Below are 17,062 nucleotides of genomic sequence, written 5' to 3' on the forward strand. Positions count from 1 at the left end.
TTAAAATAATAACTATAAAGGACGGATGAAATGCTAACAAAAGAAAACGTCATAGATGCCTTAGAACACGTTCAAGATCCGGAATTGAATAGAAGTATCGTTGAACTGAATATGGTTCGAAACATTAACATCATGGAGGGACATGTTTCACTAGAAGTAGTCCTAACCATTCAAGGATGCCCACTAAAAGCTAAGATTCAAGAAGATATCGAGAGCTCTTTAAGAAAAATCGGTGCTTTAAGTGTATCCTTGAAATTTGGTTCAATGACCAAAGAAGAACGGGAAACATTGACGAAAGTATTAAAAGGCAATGCGACGACCGAAACCGGTATGCCAAAGATGCTTGCTCCTGATTCAGGCGTGAAGTTCATTGCCATCACAAGTGGTAAAGGCGGCGTCGGTAAATCTACCGTGACAATCAATCTTGCGGTTGCACTAGCACGTCTAGGCAAGCGCGTCGGTATTCTGGATGCTGACATTTACGGATTCAGCGTTCCTGCAATGATGGGCATCACCCAAAAGCCGACGATGATTGACCAAACTGTCATCCCGGTTGAGAGCCATGGTGTGAAAGTCATGTCGATGGGCTTCTTTGCAGCCGATGATAACCCTGTAATGTGGCGCGGACCAATGCTGAACAAGTGGATCAAAAACTTCCTTGTGAACACGCACTGGGGAGAATTAGATTACATGTTGCTTGACTTACCTCCTGGTACAGGTGACGTAGCGATCGATGTTGCTGCCATGATTCCACAAGGTAAAGAAATCATCGTAACTACACCACATAATGTCGCCTCTTTTGTTGCGTCAAGAGCAGGTGCAATGGCCAAGCATACGAAACACGAAATCGTCGGTATAATCGAAAACATGGCTTACTTTGAAGAACAAGATGGATCGAAGAACTACCTGTTCGGAAAAGGCGGCGGAGAAATGCTTGCGAAACGTCTTGGAACAGAAGTGATCGCAACCATCCCATTCTCGAACCGTAAAGAAAACAACGACGCCAACGTTTTTGATGAAGAATCCTACATTGGTGAAACTTTCGCATCATTAGCGGAAGACTTAGTTAATCAATCCTAATAGGTAGAGGCTGGCTCAATTGGAGTCAGCCTCTTTTTCATATTCGAAAGGCACCCTATACACTTTCCCCTTATTCATCCCCTCACTGACAAGATTCATGGAACGCAAAATCCTTGTCGCACTAGCAGAAGATGATATACTTAAAAACTCCCTTAATTGGCGATTCGTTATCGTGGGACCAAGTAGGAAATAATAATCTTTTAATGCTCGAATATGTCCATCTTTACTCTCGTGCTCACACCTGGAGCATCTCCATTCCCTACGCTGCCTCAATAATGGAGACATCAAACACTTCTCACAGATGACTCCTTTTATAAAGTCCTCCATGGAAAGATTGAACCGTTCGAGAACGGAAGCATCCGCTTCAGTATGATGCTTATTGATGATCTTGATGATTTTTTTCAATTCTTTATCACTGAGACTTGGTTGGTTGATGGATTTTTCGATTTGGTGGATTTTAAAAGGTAAGGTATCACGATGGATGACTTTGTAATGAAGATTTCGGTTTTCAGGATTCGCGCGGATAATTGTTTGAGGATTACTAATTACGACCAGAGAGTAAATTGGGGGTTCTGTCAGCCCATGTTTCATAAGCCAACTCTTCAATTGTGATTCATGTCGCTCAATTTGATTCAGGGGATCTGGAAACCCCATCTCTTTTCCGTCTTTCGTCCGTATGAGCTGATTAAAAGTGGAATCGAAATAGAGGGAACCTGCTATATTCTTCACTTCGATGATGAGGATGAATTTTCTGGATAGTAATAACGTATCAATTTGGAAAAAACGAGTTTGATCCTGTAACCTGATATCATGGAATATGAAATACTCCTTCGTTTCAAGAAAACTCAAAGGAAAATCGATAGCGCACTCTCCCCTATAGCCAGCTTCCTTTTTACTAAGTTCACTCATAATAAAGGGGATTTTCGGAGGGGCTGGTGGAAGCCTGCGCAACAAAGCCTGTAATTTCAGGATAGAAAGCGGGATTTTACGTTCCTTTATAATCATATGATCACTCCAATCTTGTTATTCTCTCCATAAATTCTATAGCAGAACGTGATATTCCTTTAAACTCTCGATTTATATCCTCCGAATGAGTTTTATCTTCGCTTTTCGAATATTTATCTTCGCAAACGGGATTTTATCTTCGGTAATTGCTCTTTTATCTTCCCATTTATCTGATATATCGATTTTTCGACAATAACAGACCAATTTCATTAAAGACTTGCTGATATTACATTCCGTCCTTTGACGTTTTATCTTCAAACTTTGGATTCTAATTGTGAAATATTATATCTACCAAAGTAAGTACTTTATCTTCACTTTCCGAGTTTTTATCTTCACAAACAGGATTTTATCTTCGCAATTGCATATTATATCGATTTTTCGACAAAAAAAGGACCTGCGCCCAGGCAAGTCCATCAATCTATGTTATCTGCAATCGCACGTCCAGCCTGTCGCCCCGAGAATAGGCACCCACCCAGAAATGTCCCTTCCATGGAGCGATAACCGTGGACACCGCCACCTCCGAATCCGGATACTTCGCCTGCTGCATAAAGTCCTGGCACTGGCTTTCCTATTGCGTTAAGGACTCGACCAGATAAATCCGTCTGCAATCCTCCCAGCGTCTTTCTACTGACTATATGTAACCGTACAGCAATCAGCGGGCCCTTTTTGGGGTCCAGAATTTTATGGGGAGAAGCCACCCTCACAAATCGATCACCGATATAACTTCGCGCCCCACGCATGGCCGTGATCTGCAGGTCTTTCGTAAATGTGTTGTCCATCTCCCGGTCCCTCGCTAAAATTTGCCTTTCAATCTCTTCAGCACTCAGTAAATTATCACCTGCAATCTTATTCATCCCGTCTACCAGTTCCGATACTGTACTTGCAATGACAAAGTCCTCCCCCTTATCCATAAAAGCTTGTACGGGAGCTGGGGCTCCAGGCAGTACACGAGATAGAACCTTCCGAATGCTCTTCCCCGTCAGATCAGGGTTTTGTTCAGAACCTGACAATGCAAACTCTTTTTCAATGATTTTCTGCGTCAAGATGAACCAGGAATAATCGTATCCGGTCTTCTGGATCGCCTCAAGGGTCCCCAACGTATCGAACCCAGGAAAATTCGGTGCTAGAAATCGTTGTCCCTTTGCATCCAACCAAAGCGACGACGGACCTGGGAGAATGCGAATCCCATGCTTATCCCAAACCGGGTCCCAGTTTTTGATTCCTTCCGTATAGTGCCACATCCGGTCGCGGTTGACGATCCTCCCACCCGCTTTTTCCGTGATGGCCAGCATCCTTCCGTCCACATGCTCCGGTACACCGGAAATCATCGTCTTCGGCGCTTTCCCAAGTCGGGCAGGCCAGTTTCTTCTAATCAAATCATGATTGGCACCAATTCCACCGCTTGTGACAAGAACAGCCTTCGAATGAAAGGTAAAATCCCCGACCACTTCCCGGGAACTCGCCTCACCTCGGCCTGCCGAGCTTGGAACGAGTATCGATCCTCCCACCCCGATTACCGCGTCATTTTCCGTCATCAATTCATTGACCCGATGGCGGGGGCGATAGTCGACAAGCCCCTTTTCCATTGCCCTGCGAACTCTCTCTTCAAACGGTTTAACGATGCCAGGCCCTGTCCCCCATACGATATGAAACCGCGGAACCGAATTGCCATGGCCTTCAGCCAGATAGCCACCACGCTCAGCCCAGCCGACTACCGGAAAAAAGCGTATACCTTGGGAGGATAGCCATTCCCTTTTTTCCCCGGCAGCGAACTCGACATACGCCTCCGCCCATTTCTTGCCCCAATAATCTTCGTCCTCTTCCCTATCAAAACCAGCGGTCCCCAGCCAGTCCTGCCAAGCAAGTTCCTTAGAGTCCCTGATTCCAAGCCTACGCTGCTCAGGTGAATCCACAAGGAATAAACCACCAAAGGACCACCATGCCTGCCCACCCATAGACGCTTCAGGTTCTTGATCCAAAAGTAGAACCCGCTTCCCGGCATCAGCTAGCTCCGCCGTGGCCACTAACCCTGCAAGACCAGCTCCGACAACGATCACGTCCATTTCCATTTATATTCCCCCGATTTAAATCAAAGACTATGTATCCGTTTACAATATTATTACTTAAGTCCCTATATTCCCTGCTAAAGTCTCGATTTCCTTCTTACACACAAAGAAGCACCTAACTGTCTATGACAACTAAGCTTCCCATTGTGACTTTACGGCAATTAGATTCCTTCACATTCCTATACTGGAAATACATGATTTAAGAATCTTCCCCTCATAAATGAATATATATCAAAATTGAATGGGTATTTTTTAATAAGGGGGGGACATCAGTATGAATGATGGTTTTGAAAAGCCAGCGCGATTTGAACATTCTTTTTGGCTTCAAATCTTAGGTGATCATTCTAGATTTATTTATGAAGCTTTAGCACCTGTTCAAAAGGAGGAAATTGAGAAAGCTTCAAAATTCATTCGGAGATTTGATACACTTCTGGATGATGCCAAATCAAATGATCTCATGCAATTAACGGAAAAAGCTGAAGTAGAGGCAATCAAACTTCGGGAATTTAAATTAGATTTATTAAGAAAACATCTTATCGGGAAAATCAAGATTCACCTTGCCCCCACCTTTATTAATCATATGATAAATGAATTAGAAGAATATCTACGGATTTTAAAATACTTAAAAGAAGGGCAAGTTCCCCCTATTTACCATGAACTACATCATCATCTTGTATGGTTATTAGATGCTGCTGGTCATTCAGATACGATTTCATCCAATTTAGACAGTGTTGAAAAGAGATTAAGAGAGAAAAGTGATTCATTCACGAAGCATTTTGAGGAATTTTACTTAAAAGCCGTTGAAATGGCAGGCTATTTAAGAACGAATGTAACTGAGTTTCCCGCTTTGGCAAAATTCAATTCAGACGCCCAGTTAGAAATTAAATTATTTCAGGGATTTTTACAAGAAATCGAAGAGCTGGAGCTAAGTAATCAAGCATTAGGAACATTTGCCCCGTTAATGGCGGACCATATGTTACGTGAAGAATGTTACTATCTAATGAAGTTAAGTGAATCGGCAAATCTTGATACACCAAACTGTGATCCTACTAAACCTCGGATTAAAGAGTGAAACATTACATTTTAATGATAAGTGCTGAGGAAGATTATATCCCAGCACTTTTTTTAATGGCTTTTTTGCTTTCAGTTGAATATCCATGGTTTGCATGCTTCATTCGACAAACTAACCCAAGCACTCTATGGCGCTTGGGTTTTTTACTAACAAATTTATTTTAGGGATAATATTAAGGACAAAATAAAAAACCACCAATATATGTATTGGTGGAGACGGTGGGAGTCGAACCCACGTCCAGACATAACGGCACTTAAGCTTCTACGAGTGTAGTCGATATATTCGCGTTTCGCGAACTCATTAGCCTATCGACAGGCGGCAGAGCAGCTAGTCTGATTGGTCTCTTCCTTCATCCTCAGACGGTGGATTCCGGCGTATCCCACTTAGAGTGAGTCCCTTACCCTACCACGTGGGCCATGGAGGGAGGAACAGCTTAACGTCTGTTGTTACGCAGCGAAAGCTAGGTTGTTGTTTTGTTTGCCAGTTATAGGCGTTGACGTTTTAACGAGGCCGATCCCCTCGACTCGCAACTTAAGCTCGAACTATCCCTGTCGAATCCGTAACGTCCCCATGATAAGAATGGAGCGTACGAGAAAAGAATAGTCAGCAAGTTGGCTGATATTCAGTTGTCATCGGTACAGGTTTAATTATAACAGATTGAATCAAAAAATCAATTGTAAGGTCTTGGTAACCCTACATCTTTTGACGATCGCGGAAAGCACGTTCGATATCACGTTTTGCTTCTTTCTTCTTCAGGTCATCACGCTTATCATATTGTTTCTTCCCTTTACCCAACCCGATTAAAACCTTGGCGAAGCCATTTTTCAAATACATTTTCAATGGAACGATGGTGTAACCCGTTTCCTTCGTCTCACCGATCAGTTTATTGATTTCCTTCTTGTGTAAAAGAAGCTTCCTTGTCCGCAAAGGATCATGGTTAAACTGGTTCCCCTGCTCATAAGGGCTGATATGCATATTGTAAAGGTAGATTTCGCCGTTTTCTATCTTGGCAAAGGCATCCTTCAAATTCAGCCGTGCTGCACGGATGGCCTTGATTTCGGTCCCTTTTAATACGATACCCGCTTCAAATGTTTGTTCGATAAAAAAATCATGGTACGCTTTTTTATTTTGCGCTAATTGCTTTCCTGAGCCTTTTGGCATCTAACTCTCCCCTTTTATCCAATCGGAGAGAGGATGACTGAATCATCCTCTCTTCCGTTTTATCTCTTTTTAGGTTTTCTTTTACGCTTCGCTGCCGGCGCATTTTCAAAGAACTTTTTCTTCTTTTTCGGCTTTTTGTCAGAAGACGCTCCACCGTTTCGGGTGTCACCACTACGGCCGCCTTTGCGTTCCGATCCTCTTGAATCTCCGCCTTTGCGCTTTCGGCCGCCTGGACCTGAATTGGCCTTGAAGATTTTCTTCTCGCCTGAAGGACGCGGACGGCTTACTTTCATGCCGATGATTTCAAAATCAATCGCCCGTTCTTCTTTATTAACGTTGGAAACCCGAATGTCGATTTCGTCGCCAATCCGGAACACCTTTCCTGTCCGTTCCCCGATCATTGCAAGCTGACGCTCATCAAAGCGGTAGTAATCGTCTGTCATGAAGCTGACATGGACAAGCCCTTCGATGGTATTCGGCAACTCGACAAACATTCCGAAATTCGTAACGGAGCCGATGATCCCTGTATATTCTTCTCCGATTTTATCAAGCATATATTCTGCTTTCTTTAAATCATCCGTTTCCCGTTCCGCGTCAACGGAGCGACGTTCGCGTTTCGATGTATGGTCCGCGATATCCGGTAAAATGGCATTCCACTTCTCTTTAGTCGCTTCATCGAGTTTCCCTTCGATCAAATACGTCCGAATTAAGCGGTGGACGATTAAATCTGGGTAACGGCGGATCGGTGATGTGAAATGAGTGTAAAACTCGGCCGATAGACCAAAGTGACCCAGGCTTTCCGGATCATATTTTGCTTGTTGCATGGAACGGAGCATGACGGTCGAGATGACCGTTTCTTCCGGCTTACCAGCAACGGCTTCGATGATGTCCTGCAAGGCCTTTGGATGTACATCATTGGCAGATCCACGGACGATATATCCGAAGTTCGTGATGAATTCAAAGAAACGTTGTAATTTCTCCGGTTTCGGATCCTCATGAATACGGTAAATGAATGGCACATCAAGACGGTTGAAGTGTTCTGCAACAGTTTCATTAGCAGCAAGCATGAATTCTTCAATCAGCTTCTCTGCGACTGATCTTTCACGTAAAACTACATCAGTTGGGTGGCCTTCTTCATCAACAATCACTCTGGCCTCATTGAAATCAAAGTCGATTGCCCCGCGATTCATCCGTTTCTTACGAAGGATGGCAGCCAATTGCTCCATATTCTGAAACATTGGAACAAGGGATTCATAGCGTTCCATTTGTTCTTCGTCTTTTTCGACAAGAATCTTGTTCACATTTCCATATGTCATCCGTTCCGTCGTTTTAATGACACTATCGAAAATATCATGTGAAACGACTTCCCCATCCGGTGTGATTTCCATTTCACACGATAACGTGAAGCGATCGACCTGCGGATTCAATGAACAAATCCCATTCGATAGACGGTGCGGGATCATAGGAATGACCCGGTCAACCAAATACACGCTCGTCCCTCTTTCAAGAGCTTCCTTATCAATCGGTGAACCTTCTGTCACATAATGGCTGACATCGGCAATATGTACGCCAAGCTTATAGTTGCCGTTTTCGAGTTTAGTAACCCCAACAGCATCATCCAAGTCCTTCGCGTCCGCTCCATCAATCGTAACCAATACATCATTGCGTAAATCCCGACGGTTTCCAATTTCGGATTCTTTGATGGTATCTGAAACAGCATTAGCCTGCTCCATCACATCTTCAGGGAATTCCATCGGAAGACCATATTTATGGATGACGGATAGAATGTCTACACCTGGATCATTTTTATGACCGAGGATTTCAATGACTTCCCCCTCTGCGCTGACGCGTCCTTCCGGATAAGAGGTAAGCTTGACGACAACTTTATGCCCTTCCACCGCTCCATGGGAAGCATGCTGGGGGATGAAAATATCATTGGCGATTTTCTTATCATCTGGGATGACAAATCCGAAACTTTTGCTTTCAGAATATGTACCGACCACTTGTTTGATCCCACGTTCAAGGATCCTGATGACTGTACCTTCCTGTCTTGAACCAGATGTTTCCGAAGAAACCCGGACCATGACAATATCTCCATGCATCGCTGTTCCTGTTTCATTCGGCGGGATGAAAATATCATCCATTCCCGGATTATCCTCCGGCGTCACAAAGGCAAATCCCTTTGCATGTCCGGTTAACTTACCTCGGAATAGATTCATTTTTTGAGGCAGGCCATAACGATTGCTTCTCGTCCTGACCACCAATCCCTTTTCTTCCATCTTAACTAGTGCCTTCACGAAATTCTTGAAGTCCGCCGAGTCTTCGATTTTAAGGGCCTCTTCCAATTCTTGTACCGTAAGTGGCTTATATGCTTCATCTTTCATATATGTCAGAAGCTTATTTATATGTTCTTGAATATTATCTTCCATAAAAACCCTCCTATTCAGGGTATGATTAATTTATTATTCGGACCAATCCAGGCTTTCTAAAAATTCTAATACATCTTCATGCAGCTGTTCACGCTCTTTATCAAGGGTGATGACATGGCCGGACTCTTCATACCATTTGATTTGCTTAACGGGCGACTCGACAGCTTCATAAATAATATCGGCACTTTTTGAATTGATAACATCATCATGTCGACCCTGCACGACAAAAGTCGGTGCGTAGATATGATCTACGTGCTCACGTACATCCGTTATCAATTCTTGAAGAGCTTTTAATGTACGCATGGGTTTATCAGCAAAGCGGCCCATTTCCTCTTCGATTTGATCTTGTTCTTTTCCCTCGTACTTTTTAAATTCTCTAGCGTAGTCCAATACTCCTTTATACATCGCTTCTTCACTTTTGATATACATAGGCGCACACATTGATACGATACCCTTTATAGGTACAGTGTAACCTAATTTGAGAGAAAATACGCCTCCTAATGACAGTCCGGCAACAGCAATTTCCGTATGGCCTTTTTCTTTTAGAAAATCATAGGCCATCATCACATCTTTCCACCAGTCAGAAGGACCCGTTTCCACCAATTCTTCAGGTGGGACACCATGTCCTTTATAGTGCGGCGCATGGCAGGTATATCCTCTCTTTTCGAGATATCGTCCAAGCATTCGTACATCGGCGGAATTACCCGTAAATCCATGTAAAAGTAAGACCGCCCTTTTTCCACCTTCAAAGGTAAAGGGCTTTTGCAGCTTCATTTTCATATGTAATAGGCTCCTTTAACTGTAACTGTCATATCTACTTGTTTTATAATTTCTAAATTAACTATAGCTATTCCTGCAACTATTGTGCAAAGAAAAAAGCCTAGCTATTTAGCTAGACTCATTTTTTGATCCATTACACATCAAAGTACGCAACAAGTAAAGTTAAAGCAAAGAATAAAACAGCTAATACGATAGTTGCCCGATGAAGAACAAGGTCTAAGCCGCGTGCTTTTTGCTTTCCGAATAACTGCTCAGCACCGCCAGCAATCGCACCTGATAAACCTGCACTTTTTCCTGATTGAAGCAATACCGTCACGATAAGCGCGATACTGACAATCACCAAAAGCGTTATGAGTAATGCATGCATGCAATTACACCTCCTGAAGAACCAATAAACAATTACCTTAACTTTACCACACCCATAAGGTATCCACAATCATTGTTATGGAATAATGGAAAGAATTCCTAGACTTCATCGTCATTGTTTTCTTTTTGAATCAAAATTTGAGATAATTCACTTAAAAGAGAAGAAAGAGGTGTTCCTATGTTTAAGCCCATACTCCGGATTCTTGATATACTGACCATCCTATTCTCCGCGGTAGCCGGTTACTCCCTTTGGGCAAACGGCAGTAATTTAATAAGTGTCCTGTTAATCATTCTCTCACCACTTCTACTGCTTCTAGCCAAGTATCATGGAAACCGATATTTATTATTTACTGCATATATCACGACAACCATTTATTTTACTGCTATTATTTATAATGGACTTTCAGATAGCAGCATCGACTTTTTCCAATCGGGCATCAGCGTCTTATTACTAGGATTAGCCGCCTTTTTATTGAGTATCATAGCCGCCGTCATAGGGTTTGGTACGAATACGCTTACCATTCTCTGGCTCGCCTTACATGCGCTTGTCAGCTTTGAAACAGTTACGATGAACAGTGCTTCCGGGTTCCTTTCCCACTTTTGGACAACCCCCGTGGTCGAAGCCGCCATCCGTAATGATTTTCCTTTTTTATTGATGATCATCTGGATTGGCTTGTTTCTAGATAAATACCAGCGGGAGTTAACAAGGGACTATTTATCCCGATAATATTCTTAGAACCTTATTTTTTTGGAAATCTTATTTATACCAAGGAGCTTTTCGTATGTTAAAACCTATATTCACCGCAACCGCTCTTTCTTCCTTCATCTTACTAGCTGGATGTTCGTTCGATTTTTCAACGGATGAGAAGAAAGAACAAAAAGAAGAACAATCATCCCAGAAGGCCTCAGAAGAAACGCAGAAGGATGATTCTGCAGGGCAAGTCAAACATCAAGTTGCCATCGATACAACGGCAAAACCTGCCCAGGAAGGCCTTCAGACATTAGCCGAACCTGAAAGTATACCAGTCTTGGTCAATAAACAATACAGCCTTCCCGAAAGTTACAAACCGACTGACCTGATCTATCCAAAAGTCGATTTCATCTTCGAGGATAAAATCGAGAAACGGATGATGAGAAAAGAAGCGGGTAAAGCGCTAGAGAAAATGTTCCAAGCGGCTGAAAAAGACAATATGCATCTAGCCGGCGTTTCCGCTTACCGCTCGCACCAAACTCAGATCGCCATCTTCAGCAACTATGTCGCACAGGACGGCGAAGAAAAGGCTAAAACATACAGTGCCCTGCCTGGAACAAGCGAGCATGAGACAGGGTTATCCATTGATGTCACAACACATGACGGGGCCTGTGCTGCCCAAGACTGCTTTGGTGACTCAGAAGAATCTGCATGGCTTGCAAAGAACGCCCACGAGTATGGATTCATCATCCGGTATCCTGAGGGGAAAGAGGATATCACGGGCTACAAGTATGAACCATGGCACATCCGCTACGTCGGTGTCGATGTCGCTACAGAGATATTTGAGGCCAACAGCACATTGGAAGAATATTATAACGCTGTACCGGTAGAAGCCAGTACTAAGAAATAACAAATGGGGGTGTCCGAGGGTGGACGCCCCTTTTTTTGAGTTTAATCAAACGTTTGATTAAACCCATTACTTGCTGGCATCTCTAGCTTTAGACATTTATGGAACAAAAGAAAGTGCCTCTAGTTTCAATGGTAATTCACTGCTCTCCCTTGATCAACACGGGGATATTAATGAACCCGTAACAATTGGATTAATTCTATGATTCTTTCATCCTCACTCGGGTCAACGTACACGCGCTTTGTTTGGGTAATCAGGTCTGTATAGAACTTTTCACCAGCGGGATACCTGCCATCCCAGCGTAAAGGGACATTATATACATGAATCGTACCGTCCCCATTGCTAGAATACGTAACGGATCCATCCACCAAGCGAGAACCTGCTAACTGAACAACATCTTTTGGATAGGCAGCACTTGTGTCATCATTAGGATTGAGCGGAGTGCCTGCCGGAAAATGCCTCACATTCAATTCATCAACATCCTGAATCGCGCCAAGCTGCAACCAAATTCTAGCATACTCAATCTGTTCAGTAGAGTACATGGATAGTGTTTCTTTCCCTTTCTTATCACCTGTTTGTTTCCCATCACTTTCCGGTGAGGGAGCGATGTCATTCGCCGCTTCGTCATCTGCCCCCCCTAGCTCATCTGTTGCTCTACTCTCATCTATGCCGGATACTTCTTCTGAATCTGACATTACATCTTTTCCTGAAGAATCAACTGCGGATTCTTTGCCAGCACATCCTACAAGCATTCCTGATAACAACAATGAAGCCCCATAAAATAAGAGTTTCCTAATTAGCTTTTTCATCGCCCCAGTCCTTCCTATTCCCACGGTTATATTTACCGTTCTCTAAATTGTAGTATATTGGAAATTTATACTAAAATCATTATCGAAAATATGAGGAGTGGGTTTGATGATGATTGTGACAGCAAAAAAAATAAGGCACCGCTTCTCGTCAGAAGCGGCGCCTTTTTTCCATTATTTCTTCAAGTTATAGAAAGATTTCAAGCCGCCATAGACAGCCAAGTCACCAAGTTGGTCTTCGATGCGAAGAAGTTGGTTGTACTTAGCAATACGGTCTGTACGGGACATGGAGTTCTATTAAAAACATGATTATATCAACGTTTATTATCTTTTTCTTCCTATTATATATGTGATTGTATTGCTTAGTTCAGGCATTGTGAATTTAATTTTTTCTAGCTATGGATGGTCTAATTTAATTATACCATATTCTTAATTCATCCAACGTTTCACTTATATTATAGGAATTGCCGATCCACTCCTTTGAACTAAAAAGCAAATACCTCTCCTCTTATTACAACTCAATATCATGGTATTTATCGAATAAATTAGCTAATATATCTGGAGAGGGCTTAACATAACGAACGTTTATTCTTCTCCTTTTTAAATCCTGCAACCAATTGTATGTTATTCCATGTGATTCTCCTAGTTCTTTTGCTAAATCCATTAGGGTCATATTTAAAATGTTAGGCTCAATTAATTTATCAATTATATATTTAATTGAACCCTCTCTTATTTCGTTATCAGTTAGTTTTCCTATATCAAATTTTTTTAGTATCTCAGCTAAATTCATAGGCTTTATTGGATTTATATTTTGATATTTATCCTTTTTTATTCCTGAAACAACTGCTGTAGACTCTTCAAAGAAATCTGCAATTTCACGTTGATTTGTTTTAATTAAATTATTTTCTAATAAATTTAGTACATACTTAATGTTACCAAACTTAATATCCCTATCAGATAATTTTTCAGCACTATATTCATCTAAAATAAATTCGATATTATCTGGACATTTAGGTATTATTTTATTATATTTATTCCCAGTATCCAATTCATTCAAATTGAATAAAGTATTTACCAAAACCTGATAGGTTTCCGTCTCAAGTGCTATGACTTCTTGAGACATTTTAATTAATCCTGCTTTTACTAACAGAATAAGATATTTAATTTGTGAAATGGCTTCAATATCAATTCCTGCAATTTTGCCACTTAGCTTATTAGTTAAAGCCATACCGCCTTCTCTGTATTTACTAATAAGGTCTTTTTCAAATTGTAATGCTTCCTCCTCTGAAAGACCACTCCTAACAATACGATGTCCAAATCCAAATACTTTTTTAAAGTGTTCACATTTCATATTTCGTATTCCTGATGTAACCCTTTTGCCTGTACCTTTACCGACGTAATAAACATCCCCAATTTTAACATCAAAACTTTCCTCATTAAACTGAGTTGCCCCACCGTTTAAAGTATAGTACTCATAGACGTAGTAATTGTTTTCTTCCATATTTGCCCTAACTCCCGAATATAATTTATTATCACCTTTCACCAAATCATTACACTTCTCTACTCCTTGCCTGCTCTATAAAGAGTTGCCCTGCTTATTTTAGTTATCTCCTCAATCTCTTTAACTGTCATCTTATTCCTTGCTCTATCATGGAATAACTTAAGAGCATATTGTAAAGCTTTGTTGTTCTCTGTGTACTTTTTAGGTCTTCCTTTATATACACCTCTCTGCTTAGCCTCTTCAATACCCTCCAATTGTCTTTCCTTAATCATGTCAGCTTCAAATTCAGCTATACCAGATAGAACAGTAATCATTAACTTACCAATTGCGGTTCCTGTATCGATCTTATCTCCACCCATGTTCATAACAATGAGAGAGACACCTTTACTATTTAAGTATTCAATAGTGTACAAAGCATCCTTTGTACTTCTGGCAAATCTGTCTAACTTCGTGACAACAATGGTATCACCATCTTTGACTGTCTCAAGGAGTAAGTTAAATTGTTCTCTGTTTTCCTTCTTCCTCCCACTGACCTTCTCTTTATAGATGGTATCACATTCATTTTCTTCCAGTTTTTTAATTTGTGCAGATAGATTTTGACCCGCTGAAGACACACGAGCATACCCATATTTCATATCCATCCCACCCTCTATTTTGATACATGTTTATGAGACATTCACAATCCAAGTATATCAACAACCCAAAAATGTATCTATAGGGTGTACTCAATGATACAATTAATTATGGTAAATATCAGGAGCATTACATGCACTCATTATTTATACGCAATATATTGTAATTAACAAGCCCAATATAGGGCATTAAAAAAGTTCCCTATTGAATAGGGAACTTAGGATATATTAGTTGAATATTTCGTTTTAAAATTATTCTATTTAAAATGGTATTTGTTTCATTAGTCCTCATCTTTTAGAATTTCATCTTGTAACAAGTTCTCTTTACTCAACAAAAATTTCGCCTGTTGCTCAATACTTGAATAAACTTCTGCTGCAAAAAATATTCCATCAATATGGCTATCCTCTAACCTTGTTTGCAAACTTAGATGATCGGTAGCAAATGGATAGTAAACAATTGCATAAAAACTACCTTCAGGGAAAGTTTTCTTAAATTTCCTAGCTTTGTTTATTATCTCATCCGCTCTTTTATGAATATCTTGTCGCGCTTCAATTCTTTTAACATCTATTCCTATTTTTATAGAGCCTTTAGAAGGATGGGCTGCATCTAACTCGTAGTCCTGCTCATCACATTTAAACTTAACTTTTTTAAAATCATTTGTTGTAGCATTATCAATTAATGCTTTTAGAACAGCTTTTTCCCAACTCCCTTTAAATTTCCTTATTTCTTTATCAACATAAAACCATCGGTCAAGTTCACAGATTGCAGGTATTGCTAGTTCATTAGGTAGCATAGGCTTTATGTAACCTGCTAATAGCGCAGCTTTTTCCTTTGTTAGTTTTAGTCCATAAGTATCAACGGATATATCAAGGTCACGCTTTATTGCCCTAGCGGCTACATTTACTGATGCAAGAATCGACTTCACTATTATTGGAAATTCATAAAAAGCTTTTGCCAACTCTTCAGCTGTCATAATACCAAAACTGATAAATGGTACTTCTTTAGTAAATAAAAAACGTTCGAAAGCTTTCATTAATGCTTGTTCTACACCTACTGCTCTGGTATCAGCTCCTTCAACTCTTAATACCTGATCTCTATGACTACTATAATCACTCATTTCATTCACTCGCTTCCTAAGTAAAACAGCATCCTCATAATAAATTTTATTTTTTACATATTTAGAGGACTTTGTATTCACATGTGCAATATGTTGTTTAATTTCTTCTCTTTTTATAATTTGTGCTTCAAGCCCTAAAGAAGATGCCATTTCAACATACATATCCCCGAGTTTAGCTTCTACTTCCTTAAAGTAAGAAGATTGAACTACAAGACATGCTTGCCCATTAGGTTTTAAAACTCTATATATTTCTGCTAAAGCTTCATAAGCATCTCTAAAATATTGTAAATATATAGGTAAGTAGTAAGATTTAGCAGCCTTTGTCTCATGATTCTTCACTTTATTAAGAAAGGAAAAGACAAGATTACCCCAAGTTTCATTTATTTCTATATTTTTATCTGAAATAACAGGAGCGCCCATAGTTGCTCTTCTAATGGTATCAAATTCAAAGTCGCTTTTATATCCCAAGAATAATAACTCAGGTTTTGTTGATACTGCATAATCAATTCGAGTTAAATATGGCGGAGAGGTTATAATATAATTTACAGACCCATCATTCAGATCCATTCTCTTACAATTGCCTTCATAAATAGTTGGCAATGGACATTCTTCAGAAATATTATCAAATGATTTTTGTAAATCATTAATCATGGATTCTACAAATTGATGGAAAAGCTGGTTTATATCCACTTCTTCCGATAGTAATTCTGGCACTTCATTTACCAACCACGTTGGGTTTCTGCCCTTTTTAAAGTTTCCAACAGTTCTTAAGCATCTAAACAAGACAGAGTAAAAAAACGACTTTATCGAATCTATTAAAACAGGATCAGATAAAATACCACTTAATCTTTTGGAAATTTCATCTATTGCTAATTGAAGTTTATTGAGGGAGTTAAGAGATTTTTTATTTAAATATTGTAAGGTGTCCTCATTATTAAGATATTCATCTTCAGAAAGTGATACGTCAGAAGTATAATCAAGTATACTAATACAGATTTCATTAATATCAAAATCAAGTATACGCACAGATTTAGCCTTAGAGAAAATTACCATTACAGGGTTAATTTCTATACCAATGGATTTGATTCCTCTTTTCTGACAAACTAACGCAGTTGTTCCACTTCCCATCCATGGGTCAAGAACTATAGTATCCCCATCAGCACCCATAAAATCTAATATATCTTCAACAAAATTTTCAGAATACCCTGCATAGTAAGGATGCCAATTGTGTACGCCTTGGCGCTCATTCTTTCCTCGCTTTGCAGTTCTAACATCAATATCATTCTCTAACATAATGCACCTACCATGTTTGTCATCATATATATTATACCTAAGTTATTAGTTATTCTGAAATACAATTTATTCTAGTAATTAATTTGAATAAAAAATAACTGTCGAAATTATCGACAGTCTAAATTATATTCTGTTCAAGTAAACTTTCGCCCTGC

Annotated in this window: 15 protein-coding genes and 1 other RNA gene; 5 read left to right on the forward strand and 11 right to left on the reverse strand. The window is 40.2% G+C overall.

The window, feature by feature from the left end; genetic code table 11:
* Positions 1–30: 30 nt before the first annotated feature.
* Complete coding sequence (locus ACIQXH_RS13185; protein WP_403123900.1) at positions 31–1,080, forward strand: Mrp/NBP35 family ATP-binding protein; 1,050 nt, start codon at positions 31–33, stop codon at positions 1,078–1,080.
* Positions 1,081–1,095: 15 nt separating this feature from the next.
* Here the strand turns inward: ACIQXH_RS13185 and ACIQXH_RS13190 are convergent, their stop codons facing one another.
* Together ACIQXH_RS13190 and ACIQXH_RS13195 are read right to left on the reverse strand one after the other, a co-directional pair.
* Complete coding sequence (locus ACIQXH_RS13190; RefSeq protein WP_403123903.1) at positions 1,096–2,085, reverse strand: nuclease-related domain-containing protein; 990 nt, start codon at positions 2,083–2,085, stop codon at positions 1,096–1,098.
* Positions 2,086–2,498: 413 nt separating this feature from the next.
* A complete protein-coding gene (locus ACIQXH_RS13195; protein WP_403123905.1) occupies positions 2,499–4,154 on the reverse strand; it encodes an FAD-binding dehydrogenase in 1,656 nt (551 codons plus the stop codon).
* Positions 4,155–4,425: 271 nt separating this feature from the next.
* Between ACIQXH_RS13195 and ACIQXH_RS13200 the strand changes: the two genes are divergently transcribed.
* Complete coding sequence (locus tag ACIQXH_RS13200) at positions 4,426–5,223, forward strand: DUF2935 domain-containing protein (RefSeq protein ID WP_403123907.1); 798 nt, start codon at positions 4,426–4,428, stop codon at positions 5,221–5,223.
* 207 nt (positions 5,224–5,430) lie between these two features.
* Here the strand turns inward: ACIQXH_RS13200 and ssrA are convergent.
* The 5 genes from ssrA to secG form a co-directional block, all read right to left on the reverse strand.
* Positions 5,431–5,793: a transfer-messenger RNA gene (gene ssrA, locus ACIQXH_RS13205) on the reverse strand.
* A 123-nt stretch (positions 5,794–5,916) separates the two neighbouring features.
* Positions 5,917–6,384, reverse strand: coding sequence for an SsrA-binding protein SmpB (gene smpB / locus ACIQXH_RS13210; protein WP_402870780.1), 468 nt, complete (start codon positions 6,382–6,384; stop codon positions 5,917–5,919).
* Positions 6,385–6,443: 59 nt separating this feature from the next.
* Positions 6,444–8,813, reverse strand: a complete 2,370-nt coding sequence (gene rnr, locus ACIQXH_RS13215; RefSeq protein ID WP_403123910.1) for a ribonuclease R — start codon at positions 8,811–8,813, stop codon at positions 6,444–6,446.
* A gap of 33 nt (positions 8,814–8,846) precedes the next feature.
* On the reverse strand, positions 8,847–9,593 hold the full coding sequence (locus ACIQXH_RS13220; RefSeq protein ID WP_402954478.1) for an alpha/beta hydrolase: 747 nt from the start codon (positions 9,591–9,593) through the stop codon (positions 8,847–8,849).
* Between the two features lie 133 nt (positions 9,594–9,726).
* Complete coding sequence (gene secG, locus ACIQXH_RS13225; protein ID WP_402870772.1) at positions 9,727–9,960, reverse strand: preprotein translocase subunit SecG; 234 nt, start codon at positions 9,958–9,960, stop codon at positions 9,727–9,729.
* Positions 9,961–10,137: 177 nt separating this feature from the next.
* Between secG and ACIQXH_RS13230 the strand changes: the two genes are divergently transcribed.
* Positions 10,138–10,686 carry a hypothetical protein gene (locus ACIQXH_RS13230; protein WP_402954481.1) on the forward strand — a complete coding sequence of 183 codons (549 nt, stop codon included), beginning with the start codon at positions 10,138–10,140 and terminating at the stop codon, positions 10,684–10,686.
* Between the two features lie 55 nt (positions 10,687–10,741).
* On the forward strand, positions 10,742–11,560 hold the full coding sequence (locus ACIQXH_RS13235; protein ID WP_403123913.1) for a M15 family metallopeptidase: 819 nt from the start codon (positions 10,742–10,744) through the stop codon (positions 11,558–11,560).
* 167 nt (positions 11,561–11,727) lie between these two features.
* Here ACIQXH_RS13235 and ACIQXH_RS13240 read toward each other — a convergent pair whose 3' ends face one another.
* Complete coding sequence (locus ACIQXH_RS13240; RefSeq protein ID WP_403123915.1) at positions 11,728–12,366, reverse strand: hypothetical protein; 639 nt, start codon at positions 12,364–12,366, stop codon at positions 11,728–11,730.
* 57 nt (positions 12,367–12,423) lie between these two features.
* Between ACIQXH_RS13240 and ACIQXH_RS20455 the strand changes: the two genes are divergently transcribed.
* The gene (locus tag ACIQXH_RS20455; protein WP_483878331.1) at positions 12,424–12,672 is read left to right on the forward strand and encodes a hypothetical protein; all 249 of its coding nucleotides are present in this window, start codon (positions 12,424–12,426) and stop codon (positions 12,670–12,672) included.
* A gap of 202 nt (positions 12,673–12,874) precedes the next feature.
* On the opposite strand, the gene ACIQXH_RS13250 is transcribed toward ACIQXH_RS20455, so the two are convergent.
* From ACIQXH_RS13250 to ACIQXH_RS13260, 3 genes are all read right to left on the reverse strand, one after another.
* On the reverse strand, positions 12,875–13,909 hold the full coding sequence (locus tag ACIQXH_RS13250) for a GIY-YIG nuclease family protein (RefSeq protein WP_403123918.1): 1,035 nt from the start codon (positions 13,907–13,909) through the stop codon (positions 12,875–12,877).
* 14 nt (positions 13,910–13,923) lie between these two features.
* The gene (locus tag ACIQXH_RS13255) at positions 13,924–14,499 is read right to left on the reverse strand and encodes a recombinase family protein (protein ID WP_403123921.1); all 576 of its coding nucleotides are present in this window, start codon (positions 14,497–14,499) and stop codon (positions 13,924–13,926) included.
* A gap of 278 nt (positions 14,500–14,777) precedes the next feature.
* Positions 14,778–16,907 (reverse strand): DNA methyltransferase, encoded by a 2,130-nt coding sequence (locus ACIQXH_RS13260; protein ID WP_403123923.1) that lies wholly within the window; start codon positions 16,905–16,907, stop codon positions 14,778–14,780.
* Between the last annotated feature and the right edge of the window lie 155 nt (positions 16,908–17,062).

Origin of the sequence: Peribacillus sp. NPDC097225 (assembly GCF_044761955.1) — a bacterium.
Taxonomy (GTDB): Bacteria; Bacillota; Bacilli; order Bacillales; family DSM-1321; genus Peribacillus.